This window comes from Azospira restricta, from assembly GCF_016858125.1.
Classification (GTDB): domain Bacteria; phylum Pseudomonadota; class Gammaproteobacteria; order Burkholderiales; family Rhodocyclaceae; genus Proximibacter; species Proximibacter restrictus.
Genome location: NZ_CP064781.1, coordinates 2,511,605 through 2,534,291, shown reverse-complemented (window position 1 = coordinate 2,534,291; position 22,687 = coordinate 2,511,605). Strand labels below are relative to the sequence as shown.

At 63.7% G+C, this 22,687-nt stretch carries 8 protein-coding genes and 1 pseudogene (1 of these 9 only partly in view); all 9 read right to left on the bottom strand.

Annotated elements, in window-relative coordinates; translation table 11 throughout:
• Positions 1-255 precede the first annotated feature (255 nt).
• On the bottom strand, positions 256-2,244 hold the full coding sequence (locus tag IWH25_RS12240; RefSeq protein ID WP_203386075.1) for a preprotein translocase subunit SecA: 1,989 nt from the start codon (positions 2,242-2,244) through the stop codon (positions 256-258).
• Complete coding sequence (locus IWH25_RS19090) at positions 2,237-2,770, bottom strand: HlyD family efflux transporter periplasmic adaptor subunit (RefSeq protein ID WP_238998890.1); 534 nt, start codon at positions 2,768-2,770, stop codon at positions 2,237-2,239. Before IWH25_RS19090 ends, IWH25_RS12240 begins: the two co-directional genes overlap by 8 nt.
• Positions 2,751-4,388: a hypothetical protein gene (locus IWH25_RS12235; RefSeq protein ID WP_238998889.1), complete on the bottom strand. Its 1,638-nt coding sequence runs from the start codon at positions 4,386-4,388 to the stop codon at positions 2,751-2,753. Before IWH25_RS12235 ends, IWH25_RS19090 begins: the two co-directional genes overlap by 20 nt.
• 12 nt (positions 4,389-4,400) lie before the next feature.
• The gene (locus tag IWH25_RS12230) at positions 4,401-6,275 is read right to left on the bottom strand and encodes a GAF domain-containing protein (protein WP_238998888.1); all 1,875 of its coding nucleotides are present in this window, start codon (positions 6,273-6,275) and stop codon (positions 4,401-4,403) included.
• A complete protein-coding gene (locus IWH25_RS12225; RefSeq protein ID WP_203386074.1) occupies positions 6,275-7,723 on the bottom strand; it encodes a TolC family protein in 1,449 nt (482 codons plus the stop codon). Before IWH25_RS12225 ends, IWH25_RS12230 begins: the two co-directional genes overlap by 1 nt.
• 203 nt (positions 7,724-7,926) lie before the next feature.
• Positions 7,927-8,115 (bottom strand): hypothetical protein, encoded by a 189-nt coding sequence (locus tag IWH25_RS19085; RefSeq protein ID WP_238998887.1) that lies wholly within the window; start codon positions 8,113-8,115, stop codon positions 7,927-7,929.
• A gap of 232 nt (positions 8,116-8,347) precedes the next feature.
• Positions 8,348-8,518: pseudogene (locus IWH25_RS19325) on the bottom strand (Ig-like domain-containing protein); the annotation flags it as partial.
• Between the two features lie 13 nt (positions 8,519-8,531).
• Positions 8,532-9,365, bottom strand: a complete 834-nt coding sequence (locus IWH25_RS12215) for a hypothetical protein (protein ID WP_203386072.1) — start codon at positions 9,363-9,365, stop codon at positions 8,532-8,534.
• 1 nt (position 9,366) lies between these two features.
• On the bottom strand, positions 9,367-22,687 hold the 3' portion of the coding sequence (locus tag IWH25_RS12210; RefSeq protein WP_203386071.1) for a tandem-95 repeat protein. The gene runs 20,447 nt beyond the window's last position; the window shows 13,321 of its 33,768 coding nt (coding positions 20,448-33,768); its start codon lies beyond the right edge, outside the window — the gene reads right to left on this strand; its stop codon occupies positions 9,367-9,369.

Sequence of the window (22,687 nt, the reverse complement as noted above, 5' to 3'; positions counted from 1 at the left end):
GATCAACAATAGAAACTCCCCGCGAGCGCAATGAATCGCCCCGGGTTTGCTAGGTAGGTAGCTGCCACTTTGCATTGCAACGCTGACTTATCAAACTACGCTTGGTGACGGCAACTTCGGCCGACGAGCAGAAGTGCGGCCCCCGTCCCCTTCGCCGTTTGGCGATTATCGCTCTGAGGTTCCTACTCGACCTAAACGCTGCAATATGACAAGATGGCACAACTTCGTTGGCCGTATTCTCCCCATCGGTGCCGCTTATTTGTGCGAAGCGCCCACAAATCCAAGCGCATGCAGCCACTTCCGGTCACGCGCGATTGTGTCGAGGCGGATTTTCCGGTTGTACGATTCCGCCCTCCATTGCGCATACCAAACCAGCATGCGGAAGAGCTTCGGTCTGAGTCGCGAGAATCGCTCCGGTAGGCGCACAAAGGCGGCGGAAGCATGTCTTGCATAACGCCGGAAGAGTTCGTCCTGGATGCAGACGATGGCCTCCACCGTTCCCGGGTCGCCCTGTCTCGCGGCTCGGCCGAACAGTTGCCGGTCGACACGGGCGCTTTCGTGGAATTCGGTCAGGATTACATGTAGCCCGCCCTTGGCTTCCACCTCGTCGATCAGCTTGATGTCCGTGCCGCGGCCGGCCATGTTGGTTGCGACCGTGATTCGTCCCGGTTTCCCGGCCTCGGCAACGGTCTCCGCTTCTGCCTGGTCCTGCCGGGCATTCAGGACGGCATGCGGAACACCTTTTTGTTCCAGCAGGCGAGCCAGCGTTTCCGAGGCATCCACAGAGCGCGTCCCGACCAGCACCGAGCGACCGTCCCCCGCGACCTCGCAGGCACGCCGCACCACCTCGTCCCATCGCTCCTGCCCTGTCGCGAACACCCGATCGGGCAAGCGGATGCGCCGGCATGGCTTGTTGGTCGGAATCCGAACAACGGAAAGGTCGTATACCCGCTTGAGCTCGGGTTCGATTTCCTTCGCAGTCCCGGTCATTCCCGCCAGCAACAGGTACTTGCCGAAGAAGCGCTGGTAAGTGATCTGCGACAACGTCCGCCGCTGTCCGGTGATCTCGGTCCCCTCCTTCGCCTCGATCATCTGGTGCAGCCCGCGCTCCCAGGTGCGGTCGGGCATCGCGCGGCCGGTGAATTCGTCGACGATCTGCACTTTGTTGTCGGCGACGATGTAGTGCTCGTCACGGCGGAACAGATGGACCGCCGAAAGCGCCTTCTGCGCCAGTTCCCGCTGCCACAGCGTTGCATTCCAGATGCCGCCGAGCTCCTTGGCCGCACCTGCCACCGCTTCCAACCCTGCCGGCGTCAGCCAGGCATCGCGATCCTTGGTGACAACGTAATGGCGCGTCTCTTCCAGGACGCGCGCCAGTGCGATCGCCTGGTCATAGACGGCGGGATCGAGGTCATCCGGCAAGGTTTCGGAGATGATCAGCGGCGTCCGCGCTTCGTCGATCAACACGCTGTCCGCTTCGTCGACGATCGCCACGTGCAATCCGCGCAGGACCGCCGGCGAAGGTGACGAAGGCGAATGCAGGCGGCGCAGTTTTTCATGCGCATCGAGCCGGCCGCCCAACGCGATGCGGTCCTTGAGATAATCGAACGTCAGTTCCTTGTTCGACACATAGACCACGTCACAAGCATACTGACGCCGCCGTTCATCGAGCGCCATGTCCTCCAGCACGATACCCACCGAAAGGCCGAAGAACTGATACAGCGGCGTGTTCACCTCGGCATCGCGCTCGGCCAGATAATCGTTGACCGTCACGACGTGCACCGCCGCCCCGCTCGCAGCCGCCGTGCAGACCGCCAGCGTCGCCGCCAATGTCTTGCCCTCCCCCGTCGCCATTTCGGCAATCCGCCCGTTGAGCAGGGTGCGGCTGGCGAGCATCTGCACATCGTGATGCCGCATGCCGAGTACCCGACGGGAAGCTTCGCGTACCACCGCGAACGCCTCGGCCAGCGCGACATCGTCGAACCCCAACGCCCGCATGCCCGAGACGACGCGACGCAGTTCGCCGGGCAAGGACGCCTCGTCGATCGAGCGCAAACGCTCTTCGTGCGATGCCGCATGGCGAAGAAACCCGAGCGACCGGCGCCGGTCCGAGGTCGGCAACCGTGCCAGCCAGCCGCGCAGTATTTCCTCGAACCGCGAGAAGGGCAGCTCGGCACGCTCGACGTAAGGCCCGTCGCCCACCGCCAGGCCGCGTCCGGCAACGATAGTGCGAATGTCAGACACCGAACCGGCTCAGGAAAAGTTGCCGCAGACGGCGCAAGCCCTGCAGGCCGAGCGGCTCGTAGCCATGCTCGAAGCGTACGAAGACACGTTCGCCGAACGCCGCGGGAAGGATATCCGGAGCAAGCTGCAGATCGAGCAGGAAGATTCGTTCCAGCGCCTTGACCCCCTCGCGGTCGTCGGGTGCCGTCGGAATCGCGCCCCCACCTGCCACGCCTAATGCCGCCGTCGGCAGATCGTTGGTCCCCCCGGGCGTCACCCGCACCAGCCTGGCCGGGTGCGCCATGCCGACCGTCTCGGCAAGGCGCAGCGTCGCCTCGCGGTAACGATTCCGCACCAGATCGATGTCGTCCTGCTGGACGGCGACGCGGGCGATCAAGTCCTGTTTCTCCAGCACATAGCCAACCACCTCGCCCTTGCGGAAATACTGACCGGGCATATCGACAGGCGCACGCGCAGCAACCAGCACCCCGTCCGTCTCCGCATAGCCCACCAGCTTCCTGGCCCGCTCATCGGTCCGGCGCAGCACCTCCTGCTCCTGTTCCAGTTGCCGTAACGCAACGGCGCCCTTGACCGGGTTTGCGAACTGCTCGGCGCGATAACGCGCCGCCGCCTCTTCGACTTTCGCTTCCGCCACCGCCAGTTCGGTGGCCAATAGGTCGTCTTTCAGCACGAACAAGGGCGTGCCCTTCGCCACCCGCGTCCCGGGCGCGACCAGCCAGCGTTCGAAGAAGCCGCCACCACCGGCATAGAGCAGCGATTGATCGGGCAGCCAGATCACCCCCTCGGCCCGTGTCCGCAACGGCATCGGCAACAGAAAGGCCAGCGCCAGCGCAGCCACCACAATCCCGCCGGCAACCCGGACGGCACGCTGCCGGCGGCGCTGCAAGGCCGGGCTGTACATGACATGCTTCCACGCCTTCCAAAGCGGCATGCCCACCAGCGAAAACGCCCCCCCATAGCGCTAGCAGCGTGCCGAAAATGAAGTAGCTGCCACCGACAAACAAGATGATCGATACCGTCACCGAGACCCGGTACAGCCAGGCCAGCGGCGTATACCAGACCAGCCAGCGCCGTTCGCCCGGCGACTCCGGCGGGGCCTCCTCGTCATGCACGCCGAACACCTTTCGGTTCCACCACCAGGTCAGGTATTTCTGGCCGCGCTGCGCCAGGTTCGGCATCTCGATCAAATCGGCGAGGATGTAATAACCGTCATAGCGCAGCAAGGGATTGCCATTGACCACGACCGTCGAGACCCCGGCGATCAGCATCACGTTGAAGGCGACCGCGCGCACGACCCCCGGCTCGGCAAAAACCCAGACGAACATTGCCAATGCCGCGATGAACAGTTCGACCATCATCCCGGCGGCGGCCACCGCGGCGCGCTGGTATTTCGACGCGAACGAGGCCGAGGCCGAGGCATCGACATAGGGAACCGGCGCAAACACCAGCAGCATGACGCCCATCTCGTGCACCGCCCCGCCCCAGACCCGCGTTGCAAAGCCGTGGCCAAGCTCATGGGCAATCTTCACGAACGGGAAGACGATCGCCATCACCAGCAGGTTGCTCGACGACAGAACGCGGTCCGACATGTTCGTCGTCAAGGCATTCCAGTGCTGTGCAGCCAGCACCAAGGCCGGAAGCACCGCGGCCAGCCAGATCAGCAGCCCGGTCCGGCTGAAGATCCAGGCCAGACGCGATGCCCAGCGTGCAAGGAACGGGTCCGGGTCGAGCAACGGAATCTTGATGCTCATCGGGTTGAGCAGCCACTGTTTGATGGTCTGCCGGCGCTTCTTGCGCTTGCGTTCAAGCAGCGCCGCCGAATCCGGGGTCGTATCGGCCTGCAGCAGATCGGCCGCATGCAACTGTACGAGCAGATCGACGATCTCGTCCTGCGTGCAGATCTCGCCATTGCCCGACACATTCGCCGCTTCCCACAGCGATTGGACGGTACGTGTCCCATCCATCCGCATCAGCAACTCGTGCGCCGCCGGCGAAAGGCGGTGGAAGCGTCCGCCGGACTGGTCCTGAACGACGAACCAGACCTGGCCGCGATAGACGTGGCGGGTCATCCGCGCCTGCGGCACCAGAAGGGGCCGCAGCTCGGCGACGCTATGCCAGGAGTTGCTGAAAAGCCGGCGGCCCATGTCGTCTGCGCCTTACGGCATCCAGGTCCACAACGTCAGGATCAGCCAGTCGCTGAAGCTGTGGGTCAGAATCCACCACAAGCTGCGGCTGCCGACCTCGACCTTGCCGACCCCCTCCATGCCGGGGCGCAGGCGGTCGACCGGGTGGTCCAGCTGCGCCTCGACGCGGAAAAAGTTCTTGCCGTCCTGCGCCGTCGCGACCGGCGTGACCTTCGTCACCTTCAACGGCATCGCGTCCCCGGCAATGCCCGCAATCACCACCTGTCCCGGCTGGGCGTCGGCCAGATGCCGGATTTCGCGCTCGTCCACCTGCAGGATCACCCGGTAAGTTTGCAGCGGCGCAACCTCGAACAGTTTCTTGCCGGTTTCCACCGGCGCGCCGATCTGCTGGCTGAGATCGCCGGAGACCACGATGCCGTCGAAAGGTGCGACGAGGCTGGCCCGTTCAATCTTTTCCGTCACCAGCGCCCATTGCGCCCCAGCCTGGCGGAACTGGGCCCCGACCACCTGCACGGCAGTCAGGTCGTGGTTGGCCATCGCCTCGCGCAACTTCTTGTCGTACTGGTCGCGCTCGCTTGCCCAGCGCTCCTGCTCGATGCGCAGGTCACGGTCATCCAGCGCCGCCAGCGGCTGCCCCTTCTTCACCGTGTCGCCGGCACGCGCCAGCGAGGCGCCGACAAAGCCGTCGAATGGCGCAGCCACCACCCGCTGCACCTCTCCCTCGATCACCGCCTTTGCCGTCACCCGGTATTCGATAGGTACAAGCACCAACATGGCGACGACAAAGAGGACAGCACTGCCGACCGCCTTCCAGACGAGATGCCGCGGGCCGAAAAATCGTTCGAGCAGTTTCCGGCACTCGTCCCGCGCACGACCGAATGCGCTTCGCTCGGCGCAGACCCGCTGCCGGATTACCGGCGCCAGCATCGCCGCAAGGGCCTCCAGCCAGACAAACTCCGGCGGAGCGAATGCCTTGTCCTCGGCACGCTCCATGGTCAGAACCGCCACGCACTCGGCGCCCAAGCTCAGCGGGAACGAGAGTACGTGCCGGGCACCGGCAAGCGCGACAAGCCTGCGCTGCGCGGCCGCTTTACGTGCGTCGGCCGCGTCTTCCGGCGACTCGCCCGCGGCACACACCGGCTTGCCGGCATCGAAAGCCTCTTCCATCGCCGCCATATAGGCTTTGACGAGCGGCGTATTCCGCTCGAAGGTCGCCGCATCCGAAAGAACGGCCAGCGAAACCCCCATATCCTTGACCAGACCGATCGCCACCCGGGAACAGCCAAGGCGCATGCGAAGGTCGCTCGCCACCTCGAACAGGGTCTGCTGAAAGCTTCCCTGGCGCAAAGCAACTGCGGTCGCCTCCAGCACCCCGCTCAAACGCTCCCGTCCCTGTAAAGCCTCTTCCAGCTCACGCGCCCCGAGCAGATTGGCCAGCCACGCGCTGCCCCAGTGAATCTCACGCAGGATCAGCTCGACGTCCTCGTCGTTGCAGGCGGATTCGATGACCACCACGCCGTCCACGCGGTTGCCGAGCATCAGCGGATAGGCGATATGGAGAACGTCCCCCCCCTCGCCTCCCGGCTGCACGACGCCGGAACGCTCGCGCAACGCACGCTCGACGACCGGCCCCAGGCGCCCCAGATCCGGCGAGACGTTCGGCCAGACTGCGACAGGAACGAAGGTCTTCGCCTCGACGCTTTCCACGAGCACCGCCGCAGCCGTGGCATCCGGCACCCGCCCGCAAATCAGATCCAGCCAGGCGCGACACTTCTCCTCGGCCGTCTTCGCGGTGACGAACGCTTCCCAGCGAAGCTGGCGCGGCAAGCTGAATGGCGCGCCGTCAGGAATCTGCCAGTCGGCGGGATCGGCGTTTTCGTTCATCATCAACTGGCCTTCTCTTCCTTCGGCGCGCTGCGCAAGGACACCGGCTCTTCCCGATTGGCGAACAATGCATCGAGCGCTGCGATGTCCGCATGCGTCAGCTCCCCGACTGCCGCCTTGAGCCTCACATTCGACAGCAGCAGCTCATAGCGCGCCTTGCGAAAATCGCGTACCGCCGCCCGCCACTGCTGTTCGGCCAGCATCAGATCAAGCTCTGTCTTGAGCCCTTTCTCTATGCCGCGCCTGGCCACATCGAGGATGGATTCCGCCGCCTTCAGACCCTGCGTTGCCGCATGCACGCGCATTCGCGCGGACTGCCCCGTAAACCATGCCTGCTTCGTCGCCAGCAACGCATTCCGCCGCGCCGCCTCGAGATCCTGCCGTGCCTTCTCCTGCTGGGCGATGGCCTCGTCGACCTTGGCCGACTGCGTTCCCCCGGAAAATATCGGCAGGTTCAGCTGCAGGCCGACGCTGCCGGTCTTGATGTCATAACCGGCCTGCCCCGGAAACCCGCCCACCTGCTGGCTGTTCTTGCCATAGTTGGCGACCAGGTCCAGCGTCGGCTGATGCCCCGCGCTCTGCTTGCGCACTTCGTCCGAAGCAGCCTCCAGCGCCTTGGCTGCCGCCATCATGTTCGGGTTGTTGGTTTCCGCCCGCTCCAACCAGAGCTCAAGCTTTTCCAGGCCCATCTCGGACAGTTTTGCATCGTCACGCATGAAAGGCGTGACGAACCCGCGCAGCGGCCCGACGATCAGCTCAAGCGCGGCCACTTTGAGCTGCAAATCCGTTTCCGCCGTCAAGGCATCCGCCACGGCCTGATCGCGCTTTGCCAGCGCCTCTTCGAGCTGGGGAGCGCTGTGGGTTCCGAGCGATTCCCCGCGTCGCACCGTTTCCAGATTCCGCTCGGCGGCATTCATCTGCTGCACGGCAAACAGGCCCTGGTCGCGCGCGGCCAGCAGCTCAACCCAGGCGTTCAGCAGGCGCACGAACAGATCCATCTCCGCGCCGGCCAGCTGATGCGACGCCTGTTCCACAATCGCCCATGACTGCTGCAAGCTGACGATGTTGGCGTAGCGCCACAACGGTTGCGTCAGTGACACCTGATAGGCGTTGCTGTTGTAACGATCCTTCCCGGACGGTTGATTCGAAGCGCGGGTCTGATAGTCGCGATCGTTCGAATTCGTGTTGGCCGTACCGTTCACCTGCGGCAACAGGCCGCCGACGGCCTGGCGCTTCTTGGCGTAGGCGACATCCACGCCGGTACGCACGCCAAGGTAGGTGGGGTCGCCACCGACCGCCCTGTCCAGCAACGCCGAGAACGTCTGCGCATGAGTCGCCGGCGCCGGCAGCAGAAACGCCGCGGCAACGGCCAGTGCGCTACCGACGCGCACGGCCACCGCGCCACGACCCCGACGGTTTTTCCCACCAATGAAACAACAAACTTCCGACATTCGAACCGTTTCTTGTTATTGCTTCCACGTAGAGGAAGCAGCTCCCATCCGACGCCCGAGGACCGAGCGCCAGCCATCCCGGAAAAAACCATTCAGCCCATCGACCAACGTGCGACCGGGATTGCCCCGCCATGGGGCAATCCCGTCCGCTACAGGCAGCCCGGCACCCGGGCCCCTGTCAAAGCTGCGAAGCCTACACGCAGTTACAGGCTGACCACCAATCCGGTCTGCTCCGCCAGGCTCGGTTCGCCCCTGCAGACGCCGGTCGCCTTGGTCACCCGCTCGTCGGTCTTGATCGGCGCAGCCGTCAGCACATTTGCGAGCGTACCGTTCCAGCCGATCGAGATCGGCGCCGTGCATCCCGCTATGACGACCGGCGTCGAGGCGGCCATGCCACATGCACGGTAATGCACACCGAGTTGACAGCCGGCCTTCCAGTTCCCGGGTTTGCACCGTGGTCGAGGTGCTGTTCTTATTGGCCACGGTTTCCCAGCCGGTGCGGAAGACTTCCCTCCCCTGCCCGGCCTGGTCGGTGATGACAAGGGTCGGGGCGTCGGCCACCGGGGTGACCGCCAGCCACACGGTCGCCACGTTGGAGTCAAGCTGCCCATCGTTGACTACGTAGGTGAAACTGTCCAAGCCGCTCCAATTGGCCATCGGGAGATATGTAACCGTGCCGTCGGCGTTGACGCTCACCGCGCCATGGGCCGGGCCCGCGACGATGCGAAGCTGAAGGGCATCGCCCTCGGTATCGGTGTCGTTGCCTGATGCGACCGTCTTCGAATCGAAACGCACGGCGACTACGCGACTACTTCAACTGAACGCCGACAGGCAGCTTGTCCCAGGCGGCCGTTATCCAGCGATCGAAATAGTTGCCCGCATTGACCGGTCCGGACCATCGCTTACCGTTGCGAGACTCGACCGGGCCATATTGAAAAGTGGCGACCTTCCCATCCGAACAGACCGCTTCGATCTTCGCTTCGTCTATCCAGCCCTCGCGAGGTGTCTTGGTCATCTCGCAGTGAAGCGGTGCCCAAGTGCAGCGCTGCACGTAGCTGTCATCGAACAAGCGCACTGTCCGGTATTGCGCTTTGCCTTTGCAGACACGTTTGATTTCCACTAACGTGTAACCGGACTCGTAGGGAGTAAAAATCCTTCCGAAGCCTTTTTTTCCTTTTCGCCAGGAGTAATAGGCCGGATCCCCAATAGGATTAATAAACAGTTTTCCAACGTCTGCTATGTTGTCTTTTTCCTCAAGATATTTTATTACCCCACCGACCTTGAGCCCCAATAGAGCAGATCGTTGCGCAGGATTAGAAGAATAAAAAGCTGTTTCTTTTTGAGAATTAAATCCCATCCACAACCACCAGTCGTCTGTGGAATAGAATTTACCTTCCTTGGTAGAGAAAAATTTTGTTGATATCTGAACAAGATCCCCTGCCTCGATCGTGCCCCCCTCCCTGCCCTCGCTGACAATCTCAATCTTCGGCCAAATCTCGGGTGGTTTCCCCGGCTCCAACACCTGCCAAGGCTCCGGAAACACCTGCACGCTATCCGCCTTGCAACTAGTTGCCATAGTCATGGCCATCACCCCCAAGATCAGTCCCGTCCAGCGGAAACCAGTTTCTTGAATTCCGTTCATCTCAGCGGCCCTCCGCTTCGAGTTTAATCACCAAACCGGTGATCTCCGCCAAGCTGCGGCTGTCGGTTCTCTTACTGGCAAAATAGTCCGCCACCCAGTCCGCCCCGCGGGCGGGGCCTAACTCGGGGGCAATGCCGTTCCAGTCGATGGCCGGGATGCCGCCGCTGGAGCCTCGCCCGAGTCCGACGAGTGCAGCATTGGGCAGCCTGGAAAACACCGTAATGCACGAGCCACCGCCATGGTCCGCTTCCCGCAACACGTTGAGGGTGATGACCCCGCTGTCGGTCGACGTGCCGTCGGAGACGGCATAGGTGAAGCTGTCAGTGCCCGTGTAGCCCCAGCCGGGGATGTAGGTGTAGGTGCCATCGGCATTTCTGGTCAGCCGCCCATGCCGGGGCGTGCCGAGGGTCAGGGTGAGGGCATTGCCGTCGGCGTCGCTGACCAGCGTTGAGAAGTCGATGACGATCCTTCCTCCTTCCGTCATGGAGTAGCTGGCATCCTGGGCCACCGGCGCATCATTCACCGGCAGGACCGTGACCTGGATTTGCGCTTCCGTCCTGGCCTGGGCTTGGTTGGCGCTCTCTGTTGCCGTCACCACCACCTTGAGGGTAAGGCTGCCGTTGAAGTCCTTGGGCGGGGTGACGGTTAGCTGCCCGAGGTTCCAGGCGGTAATGTCGGCGGTGATGCTGCCTGCGGTTGCCGTGAAGGTCCTGATGCCGTCACTGAGGGTTGTGCCGAGGGGGAGCCCCTCGATGGCGACGGTGAGGGTTTCCGACCCGTCGGCGTCCTTCAGGGCCGCACTGATGGCCGATATCGGGATGGAACTGTCCTCCCAGCCGGTATTGGCAGGCAAAGCCTCGGTGAGCGCGATGTCGTCGAGCATCATGCCGCGGCCGTTGGCATCGACCTTGGTGGCTTCGCTGCTGATGCGAATGGTCTGTTTCCCGCCCTTGCCGGTGAATTGGAAGGTCCGGCTCTGCCAGTTGAGGGCGGTGACGGGGCTGACGCTGGCGTCGCCGCCGATCCGCACGCCATCCACATAGATGCCGATCTGGGTGTAGTCGGCGCTGTAGCCCAACCGCCCGGCGAGATCGATGCTCAGGGTGTAGGTGGCCCCGGCGACGGTGTCGACCGCGCGCTCGATGCCCAGGGTCTGGTGCCTGTCGCCGCCGGAGTTGTTGAGCTCCAGCCAGTTGTTGCCGTTGCCCGCCATGGCGTTGACGATCCTGAGCTTGTTGCCGGCATCCATCATCTTGTCGCCGGTGCTCCAGATCTCGAAGCCGTTGCTGCCGCCGGCGCTGTTATCCGGGCGAGTGATGAGGGTCCAGCCTTCCAGTTCCCGGGTTTGCACCAGGGTCGAGGTGCTGTTCCGGTTGCAGACGGTTTCCCAGCCGGTGCGGAAGACTTCCCTCCCCTGCCCGGCCTGGTCGGTGATGACAAGGGTCGGGGCGTCGGCCACCGGGGTGACCGCCAGCCACACGGTCGCCACGTTGGAGTCAAGCTGCCCATCGTTGACTACGTAGGTGAAACTGTCCAAGCCGCTCCAATTGGCCATCGGGAGATATGTAACCGTGCCGTCGGCGTTGACGCTCACCGCGCCATGGGCCGGGCCCGCGACGATGCGAAGCTGAAGGGCATCGCCCTCGGTATCGGTGTCGTTGCCTATCAGCGCCATTGTGATGCGGCCGTCTTCATCGAGGGTGACGGTATCATCCCCAGCGACCGGGGCGTCGTTGACAGCGGTGACGGTGAGGCGGACGAGGCCGGCGGTACTGACCTGGCCGTCACTCACCGCCCAGGTAAAGCCGTCTTCGCCGTTGTAATCGGCATCGGGCCGGTAGGTGAAGCTGCCATCGGTGTTCTGCATCACCCGGCCGTGGCCGGGTGTGCCGACCGTCACGGTGAGGGCATCGCCATCGACATCGGTGGCATTGGCCAGCAGGTTAAGAACGATTTCGCCGTCTTCGAGGAGGGTGGCGGCAATGGGGCTCATTACCGGCGCGTCGTTCACCGGCGTGACCGTGATATGGACTTGCGCAAGGTTGGATTCGGCCTGGCCGTCGCTGACCCGGTAGGTGAAGGCGTCTTCCCCAAACCAGTCGGCATCCGGCGTGTAGAGGAAGCTGCCGTCGGCTGCAAGCTCAACGCGACCGTGCAGTGGGCCGGCGACGAGGGCTGCGGTCAACAGGTCGGCCTCCTCATCCGTGTCGTTGGCCCGTGCAGCGATGTAGGCTTCGCCATCTTCTGCCAGCGTGGCGGTGTCATCTACCGCCACGGGGGCGTCGTTGACCGGCGCGACCACGAAGGTGAGGCGCGCCGGGACGGCGACGGCACCGTCGCTGACTTCGTATTCCACCGTATCGGTACCGTTCCAGTTGGCATCGGGGACATAGGTCCAGGTGCCGTCGGCGCCGTGGGTCAGTTGTCCATGCCGCGGAGCGCTGGTGATGGCGACGGTGAGGGTATCGCCGTCGACGTCCGCGGCGCCTTGCAGGAGGTCGACCGTGACGGCGGTATCCTCATCCAGGGCAAACGTACGGGGGGCAATGACCGGCGCGTCGTTCACCGGGGTGACCGTCAGGGTGACGGTGGCTACGTTGGAATCGAGCTGACCGTCATTCACCCGGTAGGTGAAGCGGTCTTCGCCGAACCAGTCTGCCGCCGGCACGTAGATGAAATTGCCGCCGGCATTGGCGACCAGTTCGCCGTGCTGCGGGCCGGTAACGATGGCGGCGCTGAGCACATCGCCCTCCACGTCGTTCGCCGGGGCAATGAGGTCGATCGTCTGCGCGCCGTCCTCGGCCAGGGCGAATTGGCCGTCGGCGGCTACCGGCGCATCGTTCACCGGCATTACCGTAAGGGAAACAGTAGCCACGTTCGAATCGATGCCGCCGTCCGATAGCCGGTAGCTGAAGCTGTCTTCGCCGGACCAGTCGGCTGTCGGGATGTAGCGGAAGCAGCCTTCGGCGGTGAGTTCGACGCTGCCGTGGGCCGGGCCGGCGACGAGGACAGTGGCGACCCCCGGCTGGTCGGCGCCGAGGTCATTGGCAGCGACGTCGATGACGACCGGCACGTCCTCGGAACTACCGACGGTGTCGTCATGGGCTTCCTGTGGGATGCCCAGGCGAAGGTCGCGCACGGTGACGCGGCTGTTGCCGGCTTCCCCGCCCTTGCCGAAACCGATGAGGTCGAAGGCCAGGTTCAGCACCGTGCCGGCCGGGATGCCGGACAGGTCCACCCGGTAGCTGCGGCTGCCATCCGGGTTGGCAATAGCGCTGACGCCGCTGGCGCGGTATTCGCGGCCATCGGCTTGGCGGTTGAGGATCGCGTCGTTTCGGGTCAGCCCCGTGCCGCCCAGCAGCGACAGGCCGGTGTTGGCGTCGATCAGGGCCGCTTCGAAGGCATCGTCTGGGCCATCGGTCTGATCGCCCAGGGTGCTGGCAAGGGTAAAGGACAGGAAGCGGTCGCGCTCGCCAAGCACGAAGACCTGGTTGAGGCGGCTTTGTGCGGCAGCGTCTTCCGCCAGCGTCGCGGTGCCGTTGGCAAAGGCGACGGCGCCGCTGGTGGACCACCCTGCCCCACCTGCGAAACCGGCATTTTCCAGTTTGGAGTTGGCGACGGTTTCGAACTGGCCGGCTTGCTGCACAGCCGCCCCGGATTGCACCCCAAGGTACAGGGTGGTCACGCGCACCGGCGCGGCGGCATCGGGCTGCGCCGCCTGGAGCGGCGGCAGGCCGTTCCGGCTGCGCAGGGCGGCAATATCCTCGGCGGAAACCAGGCGTCGGTAGCCGGGTTGCAGCGTGGCGGCCATAAGGTCGTGGCCGTCATCGGAGTGCTGCAGGCCCAGGGCATGGCCGATTTCATGCACCAGGGTGGTCAGCAGGTCGACCTTGCCTGCCGCCGGGGAATCGGCGGCGGCCAGCCATTCCCCGCTATCGCCGACTGCGGCGAACTCCTCGGGAAGGCTCGGCGTGGCATCGACGAACCAGCCGTGGCCGGCCGCCGTGGGGTCGAGGGCAATGGCGGATTCCTGGGTCAGGGCGACGGCGCTGTCGTCGAGTTCCTGAAGGGTGACGGAGAGACCATCCAGTTGCGCCGGGTCGGCGCCGGCGGCGATCCAGAGGAGCTTGGCAGCGCTCAGGACGGCCGCTGCGTCTTCGGCGCTGACGCGCGGCGCATCGGTGCTCAGGCTGGTGTCGACGACGAGAGGCGACGAGGCGACGAAGCGGATGTTGTCGATGCGGATGTCGAGATCATTCCGCACAAAATCCAGGCCCTTCAGAGCAACCTCAAATTTCAGCCGCCCTTCCGCATGAGATGCCCATCTAGCGGCGATGTCTTTCAGTTTTTGGAGTTGATATCCCTTATTCGCAATCTCTTGCAGGGAGACAGAGGCAATTTCTTGCGCCGCACCTCCATCATCAGCCATGGGCAGCCAATATACCTTGAGCGCCGTGGCGGAATCTTCCACCTTCGAGACCGCTGCGACATCCAACCACAACTCGGTCGCCTTCGGCGGCAACACCATCCGGTTATGGACCAGGGTGTATTGATTCCGCGCGGCCAACGAGAAGGCCAGATTCTGATCGCCGTTGGTGTATTGCTCTTGCAGCGACTTCAACAGGCTGTACGTATAGGTGACAGGCGATTCGTCATCGGTCATCGGTCGAATCAGCCTCAGTCCGAGTCCGGAATTGCCGAACGCCGTAGCGACATCGAATTTCGCTTTGCCCGTTTGGTTCGCGATCAGGGCCAGCAGGCTGTCGATTTCCGACTCCAGTGTGGGCAGGTTGCCTGCCGCCGCCGCAAGGCTGTTCTTGATCGCCTGAAGGGGCTTCGTCCCAAAAAACAGCGCGTAGGTAGCCTGAGGCACGAGCCCTCGTACCAGGTCACGCGCTTTTACTTCATCCTGAATCGCTTGCGCATTGGTATCCAGGGCTTGATCGAGCGCGCCGGCAACCTTGCCGGAAACCAGCGCATACATTTGCTCGATGTTGGCCTTCAATGTCGGTGACATTGCCCCCTTTATTCCCAGGGCGGCGCCGAAACTGCTTATGAAATTCTCCTTGTCAAAGCGGATGCGCAGATCAAGGAACTGGGCGCGCGACGGGCGCCTGTCGGGGTTGTCCGGTGCCGGCACGTTGCCGTTGTGGATGCTCCAGCCCGGAATGTCATAGGACTCCAGGTAGCGCCCATCGTAGTGCTTCTGGCCCGCGGCGAAATTGCCGTTGAATACTTGATAGCCGATCTCGCCCACCGTCGGCCGTTCGGCCATGTCGACGGTTACGGCTGCCTTTCCTCCCATGGCAGGCATAGCCTTCCAGAAACCGCTTCCTCCACCCAGCACCGAGTAAAACCACCCTTCTCCGACGCCCTCGAAAGAAACTTGCCTGTCATCCCTGAGCCCCAACCATTCAATCAGATTGTCTTTGACGGGTTCCATGCGGTCTTGCCGACGGGAGATATACCAGGGCGTAAAGTCGTGGAGCGCACTCGGCCCAAGTGTGTAGTACTTCAATGACGCCGTGAAGTGCCTCCAGATCGGTAGATTCTTTTCGATGTCCACCGTGGAGCTCGACAAATCGGCGGTACCGGCGTACCAATCCTGAACGCGCCCATGCGGACCCGCAGTCGGTTCCCCGTATTCCATTCCCGCCATACCATCCAGGGACTGATCGATATTCGCCCCGGTTCGCCGCGCATTGAATGCGTAGCTTTGGTTATACAGTTGCTGGAACTGTGGGAGCCGGTCTAACCGATATAGCGATCGGCCATTCGGATTAAACGTGAATGCGGCCTGATTTTCCTTGGCTTGGCGTTCATAGTAGTTATCCAGGAAGGAAATATTGTCCCAGTACGCCACGTCCGGATCGGCAAAGTCGTCGCTGATCAGCTTGCCAAAATTAAGCGATGGCTGATTGAAATCATGTACATCGAGCAAGCTCAACTGAAGGCTGGTCGGTTTGATGCCGTAAAGACCCAGGCGCTGGGCAACTTCAGAAGAAATGACAGTCCCGCGGCTGTGGCCGATTATGTGCATCGGCGCTTTCGTAAGGGCTCCGTCCTTGTTCAGCGCCGCCAAACTGGCAAACAAGGCATCGGCTGCCGCCTCACCGAACCCTGTGGCGCTCATGCCTGATTCGGCATACCAGTCAGCAACCAGGAAGATGGGTTTCCCTGCTATGCGGCAATCTTCCGGCGATTGATACTTGACGGGCTCATCCACGAAACTCTTTGTCTTGGGATCGACATGCCCCACCTTGGCCTCCCACGCGCCGGTCTTCGGGTCATAGACGAACAATCCTCCGTCGGTGCGGTCAGCCAGGGCCTTGGCAAGGGAGTAGCTCTTGGTGTGTTCCGCAGAGCCGTTTTCGATGGCGGGCTGGTAACCGTGGACTACCAGAGTCACCGCCGTGTACTGCCCTGGCGTTCCCTTGAGCGTGGGAGTCTTCACGGCCTCGACTGTCGTTAACGCCACGCCATCGGCTGCTCGCCGATAACGAACACCAAAGTTGTACTGCTGCGAGGCCGTTAGCGCGTAGCCTTCAGGCAACTTGTATTCGAAGTAGAGCTTGTTCACGCCGGCGACCGGGTCGTATTTGTATTTGCCTTCCACCTTAACAGTCAGTACTCGTCCAACATAGCTGTCATGCCAACGCGGATCGCCATCAACTTCAGGCAGTGCGTCAAATATGTTGTTTGGCAAGATACTGAGGGCTCGGCCCTGCCCCAGCGTGTCGGTGCCCTCTCCTGAAAAGAGGCCCCGATCCTCGGCGAAGGTGCTGATGAACAATTCGGATACCGGGGGAACCGTATTGGGCGTGTATGTATCGTCCGCCACTTCCCATTTGATGGTCGGGAGGATGGGTTTGGATGGGTCATCGAAGACATATGACTCTAGGCCTGTCTGGGTAATGGCGATGGGCGATATCTGATGCTGGCTCTCCACGCCATACAACCAACCATAACCAACACGGGTGGGCACTTCCCGGGCCGGGCGGCCGCGCACTTCACCGTCGATGGGCAGGCGACCCGTGGTACCGGCCGCAAAATCCCCTTCGGCGTATTCGATCAGCTTGGCCACGTCGTAGACCATGAGGCCCGAAGTGCCTTCAACCTTGGTCAGCGCAGCGAGCAGTTTCTTGCCGTCCGGCGTGACGGAGATGTCGTTGAGCCAGCCGTCTTCGATGGGCATGGTGGCGCCCAGGAAGGTGGGCGTCCCGAAAGGATCCTTGATGACGCCGATCTTGCCGCCTACCCGCTTGGTCTCCATGAATTCGATCATGTCGATGCCGTAGCCGGCCGTCAGCTTGTAGCGCTGGAGGTTGAAATCGGCCACGAAGGCGTACTGGATCTTGGTCTTGGGATCGGTGACGACGGCGACCCCAGCCGCCTGGTTAATCATCTGCCAGTAGGTGTTGTCCACATAGCTGTCCGGCCGCAGCTTGGGCAATTGGACCACCTTGGCTTCGGCAAGCTTGCCGGTGGCCTCATCGGTAGACAGGGTGAGAGTGAACGCACCCTGATTGAAGTCCTTCTGGCTCGACAGGATCAGCTTGTCGGGGCTCTTGGTGGTTTCAATGAACTGCGGGGTAACCCCTTGGAAACCCGAGACACGGGTCACTGATTTCGCCTTGCCGGTCTTGGCGTCCACGGAATCGAGATCGATCACCAGCAGTTCTCCAGGAGCCTTGTCCAGCTTTCCGAAGAGTTCGTAGCGCGTGGCCGGTGCGGTAATGACCAGGAAGCGTCCCCGCAGTGCAGCGGCGAGGTCGTAAAAGCCGTAGGGTGCCCCGTCGATTTCAGGCGAGCGGATTTGCAGGACGCCGCTCGGCTTGCCGTAATCCTTGGAAAGCGGGTCGATGACAAAGCGGTAGAGCCCGCGTGAACCGCTGTTCGGCGGGCCGGAGCGACTGCCCAGGGCTACGTACAAATAGTCGCCGGCAACTTCAAGCGAACGGGGCAAGGTCGAGGCATTGGCATCGGGGATGCTGAGGGTATCGAAGACCGTCAACGTTGCCGTGTCGATGGCGTAGATTTTCCCATTGTTGCCGGCCACGTAAGCACGGGTGTTGTCCCCGGTGAAAGTTGCCGGATCCACGCGCCAACCGAAGAGATCCAAGGCGTTGCCGTCCTGGTCCTGGGCGATTTCCTTGACTTGGGCACCATCTTCCATGACGACGATCGAATGGGCGCGGATGATCAGGGACAGCTTGTGGCGGGGTGCCACCTGAACGCTCTGGCTCTTGTATTCCTCGACGTCCCCCGATGTCAGGCCGGAAGCGCTGATGGAGCGGCTGGGCACAATGCGTACGAGCTGCAGGCTCGACCCGGCCAGAGAGACCTTGGAGGGCACTTTGACTGTCACCTTGCCGTCGGCCACCGTAGTCGCAAGATCGATTGAATTCCTGCCGGGCGAGAAGACACGCAGCACCAGCTTCCCGATGGGCTGTCCCGTGCTATCAGTGGCGTCGAAATCCCGGCCGGTGATTTCCACGACGGGGGCACCGTCGGCCTTCACTTCGAGGCCGGAAATGGTCGGCGCGGGAATGTCCGAGGCTGGCGACACGGGACGGAGGTCGTCGATGTTGATGACCAGCTTACCGGCCGTGGCCGTAGGCAGAGTGGCCACGGATTTGTAAGTCTTGCCGAAGGAGGTGGTGTAGATGGATATCGACTGCCCGAGTTCAAGCCCGAGGGAACTGATACCGACCATGGCGCCGTTCAGCCCACTGGACGCCAAGGCCATGGCAGTCAGGGGGTTGACGATGATATCTGGGGAGAGAGCCGCCTTGAATTGGGTGCTGCCATCATCGTCATTGTGGCGGACCGCGGAAATGTAGAGGCCGCTCCCACCGCCGACCACACCGCCGAACGGAGGCGACGAGGTGCGGATGACGCCGTCGGCGCCGACCACACCGGATTCCACCGCTAGCCAGACCTGCTTTTCCTGATCGTTTTCGTCGAGGAAGGTGGTGAGTTTGTAGAAGTAGACCTTTTCCCCGGCAACCGCTCCGGGGGGGGCTGCCATCATGATCTGGGCCGGTACGCTCAAGGGGTCCGGGCCGACGTCGAGCCGGAAGGCGCCGGCGATTTCGAATTCAGGGGCTGCGGGCGCGGGGAAAGGCAGGTCGGCGAGAGCGACAGAATCGATGGAGACGGTGGCGTCGGCGGCAAGCGCTTCCGGCCCGACCTGAACGAATAGGCCTCCACCGCCATTGACGATGCCGCCTTCCGAAGCGGAAATGGCGCGGCTGCCTACATCCGGCATGGGGACGACCCGGACTTCGATGTTTTTCTGGTAGCCGTTTTCGATGACGCTGACCGTGGTTACCCCTGGCGAACCGGCCAGGATCAGTCCGTCCGGCGTCACCGTCGCCACGTCGGGATTTTCGACCACATAACGGGCGCCTGCAGCTGCAGACGACTGGTCGCCTGCTTGAGTGGCGTTAATCTTGATTTGGCGCTGTCCGATGCCGGCGATCAAGGATACCGAACCGGGATAGACCTCGAATTCGTTTTCCAATGCCATGGCACGGAATAGCCCCTCCCGTGGGTCGGAACCTACCGCAAGGGCTGAGGCGCTAGTCAAGCCGCGAGCCTGAGCAAGAACGACGACAGTGCCTTGGCTCCTTGCCCGGACCACGCCGCGGGCATCAACTTTCGCGACCGTGTTGTCGGTCGTGGTGAAGTTGACGTAACCCGGCATTAGTTCGACGTTGCGTTCGTCTTCAAAATCGCCGGTCACTGGCAGCATGACCGTATTGCCCTGGAGCATGAAGCCGATCACTGGCACATGGATGCGAACCAGCTTGGCGCCGCTGACATTGACCTTCATCTCGATCGGCGCACCGGTGCTGTAGCCGTCGTCGGCCTGCAGCGTGACGGTGGCCTCGCCGACATAATCCGCTTCCGGCGTGAAGACGAGCGTCTGCCCATCGGCGCCGAACTTGGCGCTGCCGTGCGTGGTGCCGAGGACGCGCCAGTAGAGCGTGTCGCCTTCGGCATCGTCGGCAACGCTTGCGAGGTTCTTCAGCGCGGCCAGGTCGGCGTGGGTCTTGAGTTCGGGCGGGGTCGTCGCAATTGGCGCGCGGTTGGCGCGGAAACCGGTGTTGGCGAAGAGGATCTGGCGGTCACCGGCGTTGACGAGGCCGTCGCCATTGAGGTCGCCGGTGGCGGCGTTGCCGGCGACGCTGGCGGCCTGCCATTGCGCGGCGTCGCTGCCGTCGATGGCGCTGTCGTGGTTGAGGTCGCCAGCGACCGAGACGGTGACTTCAGCCTGGCCGGTTCCGGCGAGGCGCAGCAGCTTGAGACCGCCTTCGGTAACGCGGACGAGCGTCGTCCGCGTGCCGTTGGCGATGCTGCTACCGAGGACTTGGCCGCCAACGCAGTCGAGCGTAGCACCGGCGTCTTCGCTGCGCGTTTGCACTGCGAGGATCAGCGCACCAGTGCTGCCGGGCTGCTTGGCGGTGGCAGCGATTTCGCTGTCGCGCACGGTGAAGCCGAGAGTGGTGATGGCGCCCGCTGCGCCCTGCAGTTCGCCACGCCAGGTGGCACCGGCCAGCCAGCCGGCGGCGGTGCCGAGGTTGGCAGTGAGCGTGTCGGTAAGCAGATCTCCGTTTTCGGCATAGCCGTATGGGGTGCCTGCGTTGCCGCTGTTCAGCTCGCGAACGAGCGCGAGGCGACCTTGCCGGTCGTCCCCCAAGGGGACTTGCTGCGCGGCGCCCCCCAAGGGGACTTGCTGCGCGGCGTAGCTGTAGATCGTGCTTTCGGCTTCGCTTTCGCCTTGCTGCACGCCGGTGATGCGGGCGATGCGGCCTTGCGCGTCGCGCACGAAGTCGAGGCGCTCGGCCGGCTGGCCGTTGGCGTCCAGCGCGGCGATGCCGGCATCGGACACCAGCCACTGGGCAGCGTCGGCGAAGACGATGCGCTGAATGCGGCCTCGCGCATCGAGTTCGTAACGCTCGCCGGTAGGCGCAATGAGGGTGTACGCATTCGGCACCCACGGCAGGCCGGTGTTGCGGTCATAGAGGTGGCTGCCCTGGTGGGTGAGGCTATCCGCCCGGCTGCCCTGCCCTGCTTCAGCATTGGCAGTTGCGAGCAGCGACCAGCCCTGGGCGTTGCTGAAGACCGGGTGCCAGACCTGCGGTGCGGCCGGATCGGTGGAGAGGCGCTCGCTGGTCGTGCCGAGCGTGAAGGAAAGCGCCTGCAGGCCGGCATTGGCGTCGGAGAGGCTCTGCGGAACGTTTAGCCAGACACGTGCGCCCTCGGACCACGGCGCGATGGAGCCGGTCTCCAGGATGGCCGGTTGGTCGGTCGTGAGCCGGGTGTTGAGTAGCGGCAGGGTCCAGTTGCCGAAATCGCCCTGCGCACCGTTGGCGTCGAGACGCCGCGTTAGCGCCAGGCTATGGCCGCCGAGCGAGTAGAGGGCGTCGGTGGCGACCGCTTCCGGCGGGGCTTTCTCTGCGCTATCGATCAGGATGCTGCTCTCGATTTCGCTCGTGCGGCCGGCGAGATCCCACGCGGTGAGACGCAGCCGGTACACGCCGTTGGCGAAGGCCGCCGGGTCGAGCATGGCGAGCGCGAGCTGCTGGTCGAGCGATGCGGCACGCGTTTCCTGCCCGGCAAGCGTCTGCCAGCTATCGGCACCAGCCGGTGCGATTTGCAGGCGCCAGCCCATGAGTTGAGCTTCGTCGAGGGCGGCGACCAGCGAGGCTGCCGAGTTGATTTCGACCGGGGCTGCGATGGCGGTGCTGCCCGCAAGTGCGCCGACCCAGGCGAGTTGCGGTGCCTGGGTATCGGCCGGGTCCTTGATGCGGACGGTGTGTACCTGACTCGCGGTAAAGCCGTCGTTGTCGGTGGCGGTGACGCGGATGTCGACCAGGCCCGGCACCTGCGGCGTGAAGCGGAAGCGGCCGGATGCGTCGAGCGCGACGCTCTGCCACGGCTGGTTTTCGCCGTTGCGCATTTCGGCCGCGACATGCGCGATGCCGCTCCAGGCGTCGGCCCGCACGCTGGCGATGACCAGCTGACCGGGCTGCGCCGGCAGGCTCGGCGTCGTAGAGACGAGGATGCTCGGGCGGTTGGCTTCGTTGTCGGCGACGGCGCGCAGGACGAAGCTGCGCGACGTGGTGTTGCGACCGTCGAAGACCTTGGCGGTAACCAGCGTATCGCCGATCTGGCCGGGGCCCGGGGTCCAGCTGAGACGGCGCGACTGGGCGTCGTAGCTGGCGCCTTCGGGCAGGTTGCTGAAGCTGACGGTCAATGCTTGCGTCTGGGCTTCGCCATCCGGGTCGGCGACGGTGAGTCCCGTTGCCGTGCCGCCGAAGGCGACCGGAAGATCGAGCGTGTTGCCGACAATGACCGCGTGGTTGCTCACGATGAGCTGCGGCATGCGGTTCACGTCGAACACGCGCACCTGCACGGTCTGCGTCGTCGTGGCGGTGCCATCGGTGGCGCGGAAGGTGAAGGTGTAGGGCTTGTCGGCGGCCAGCGCGTTGTTCACGACGTTTTGATCCGGCGTCCATTCGAAGTAGCCGGTGTCGGCATCGAAATGGACGCCCTGCGGCGTGCTGTCGTCGTGGATGAGGGAGAGCTGGATAGCGTCGTTGTCCGCATCCGCCGCACGCATGGTGAAGCCGAGCGTATCGCCTTCGCTGACCAGTTGCAGCGGCATCGGCAGGATGCGCGGCGTCTGGTTGACGTTGGCGACGCTGATCTCGATGGTGCGGGTGAACTCGGCCATGCCGTCGCTGCCGTGCACGGTGAAGCGCCACAGGCCGGCGGTTCCCGTACCCCCCAAGGGGGCTTCCTGCGGGGCGTTGCCATCCTGCGCGGCGAAACGGTCCGGCGTCCAGGCGAGCGACATGCGGTTGCCGTCCGGCGTGGCGACCATGCCGCGCGGCAGGCCGTCGATCGACCAGTTGAGGACGTCAACGTCGGCGTCGTGGCCGAAGAAGTCGAGCGCAAGCGGCACGCCTTCGGTGGCATTAACGTGCAGCGCAGAAGCGCCCGTATCCGCCACCGTATTGCCGTCGACCTGTACGCCGAGTACGTCGGGTGCAGTGTTGGCGTCGCGGACGACGATACGCAGCTTGTGGCGAGTGACGTTCGGTGTCGAATTTTCCGGGTTGACGATGCCGGCGTCCCCCAAGGGGACTTCCTTCGGGGCGTCCTGCGGCGGCAGGCCTTGGTCGGTGACGACGATTTCGATGTCGCGGGCGCCGATGTCGGCGGCCGTCGGCGTCCAGGTCAGCGTCGCCTGGCCATACTGGGCGGCCGGCGTCATCACCGCGCCGATCGGCAGGCCGACGCTGCTCCAG

Bases quoted from the DNA above. Each gene is read 5' to 3' on its own strand.
- IWH25_RS12235 (WP_238998889.1), bottom strand. From the start codon at position 4,388: ATGGGCCGCCGGCTTTTCAGCAACTCCTGGCATAGCGTCGCCGAGCTG.
- IWH25_RS12230 (WP_238998888.1), bottom strand. From the start codon at position 6,275: ATGATGAACGAAAACGCCGATCCCGCCGACTGGCAGATTCCTGACGGC.
- IWH25_RS12225 (WP_203386074.1), bottom strand. From the start codon at position 7,723: ATGTCGGAAGTTTGTTGTTTCATTGGTGGGAAAAACCGTCGGGGTCGT.
- IWH25_RS19085 (WP_238998887.1), bottom strand. From the start codon at position 8,115: ATGGCCGCCTCGACGCCGGTCGTCATAGCGGGATGCACGGCGCCGATC.
- IWH25_RS12215 (WP_203386072.1), bottom strand. From the start codon at position 9,365: ATGAACGGAATTCAAGAAACTGGTTTCCGCTGGACGGGACTGATCTTG.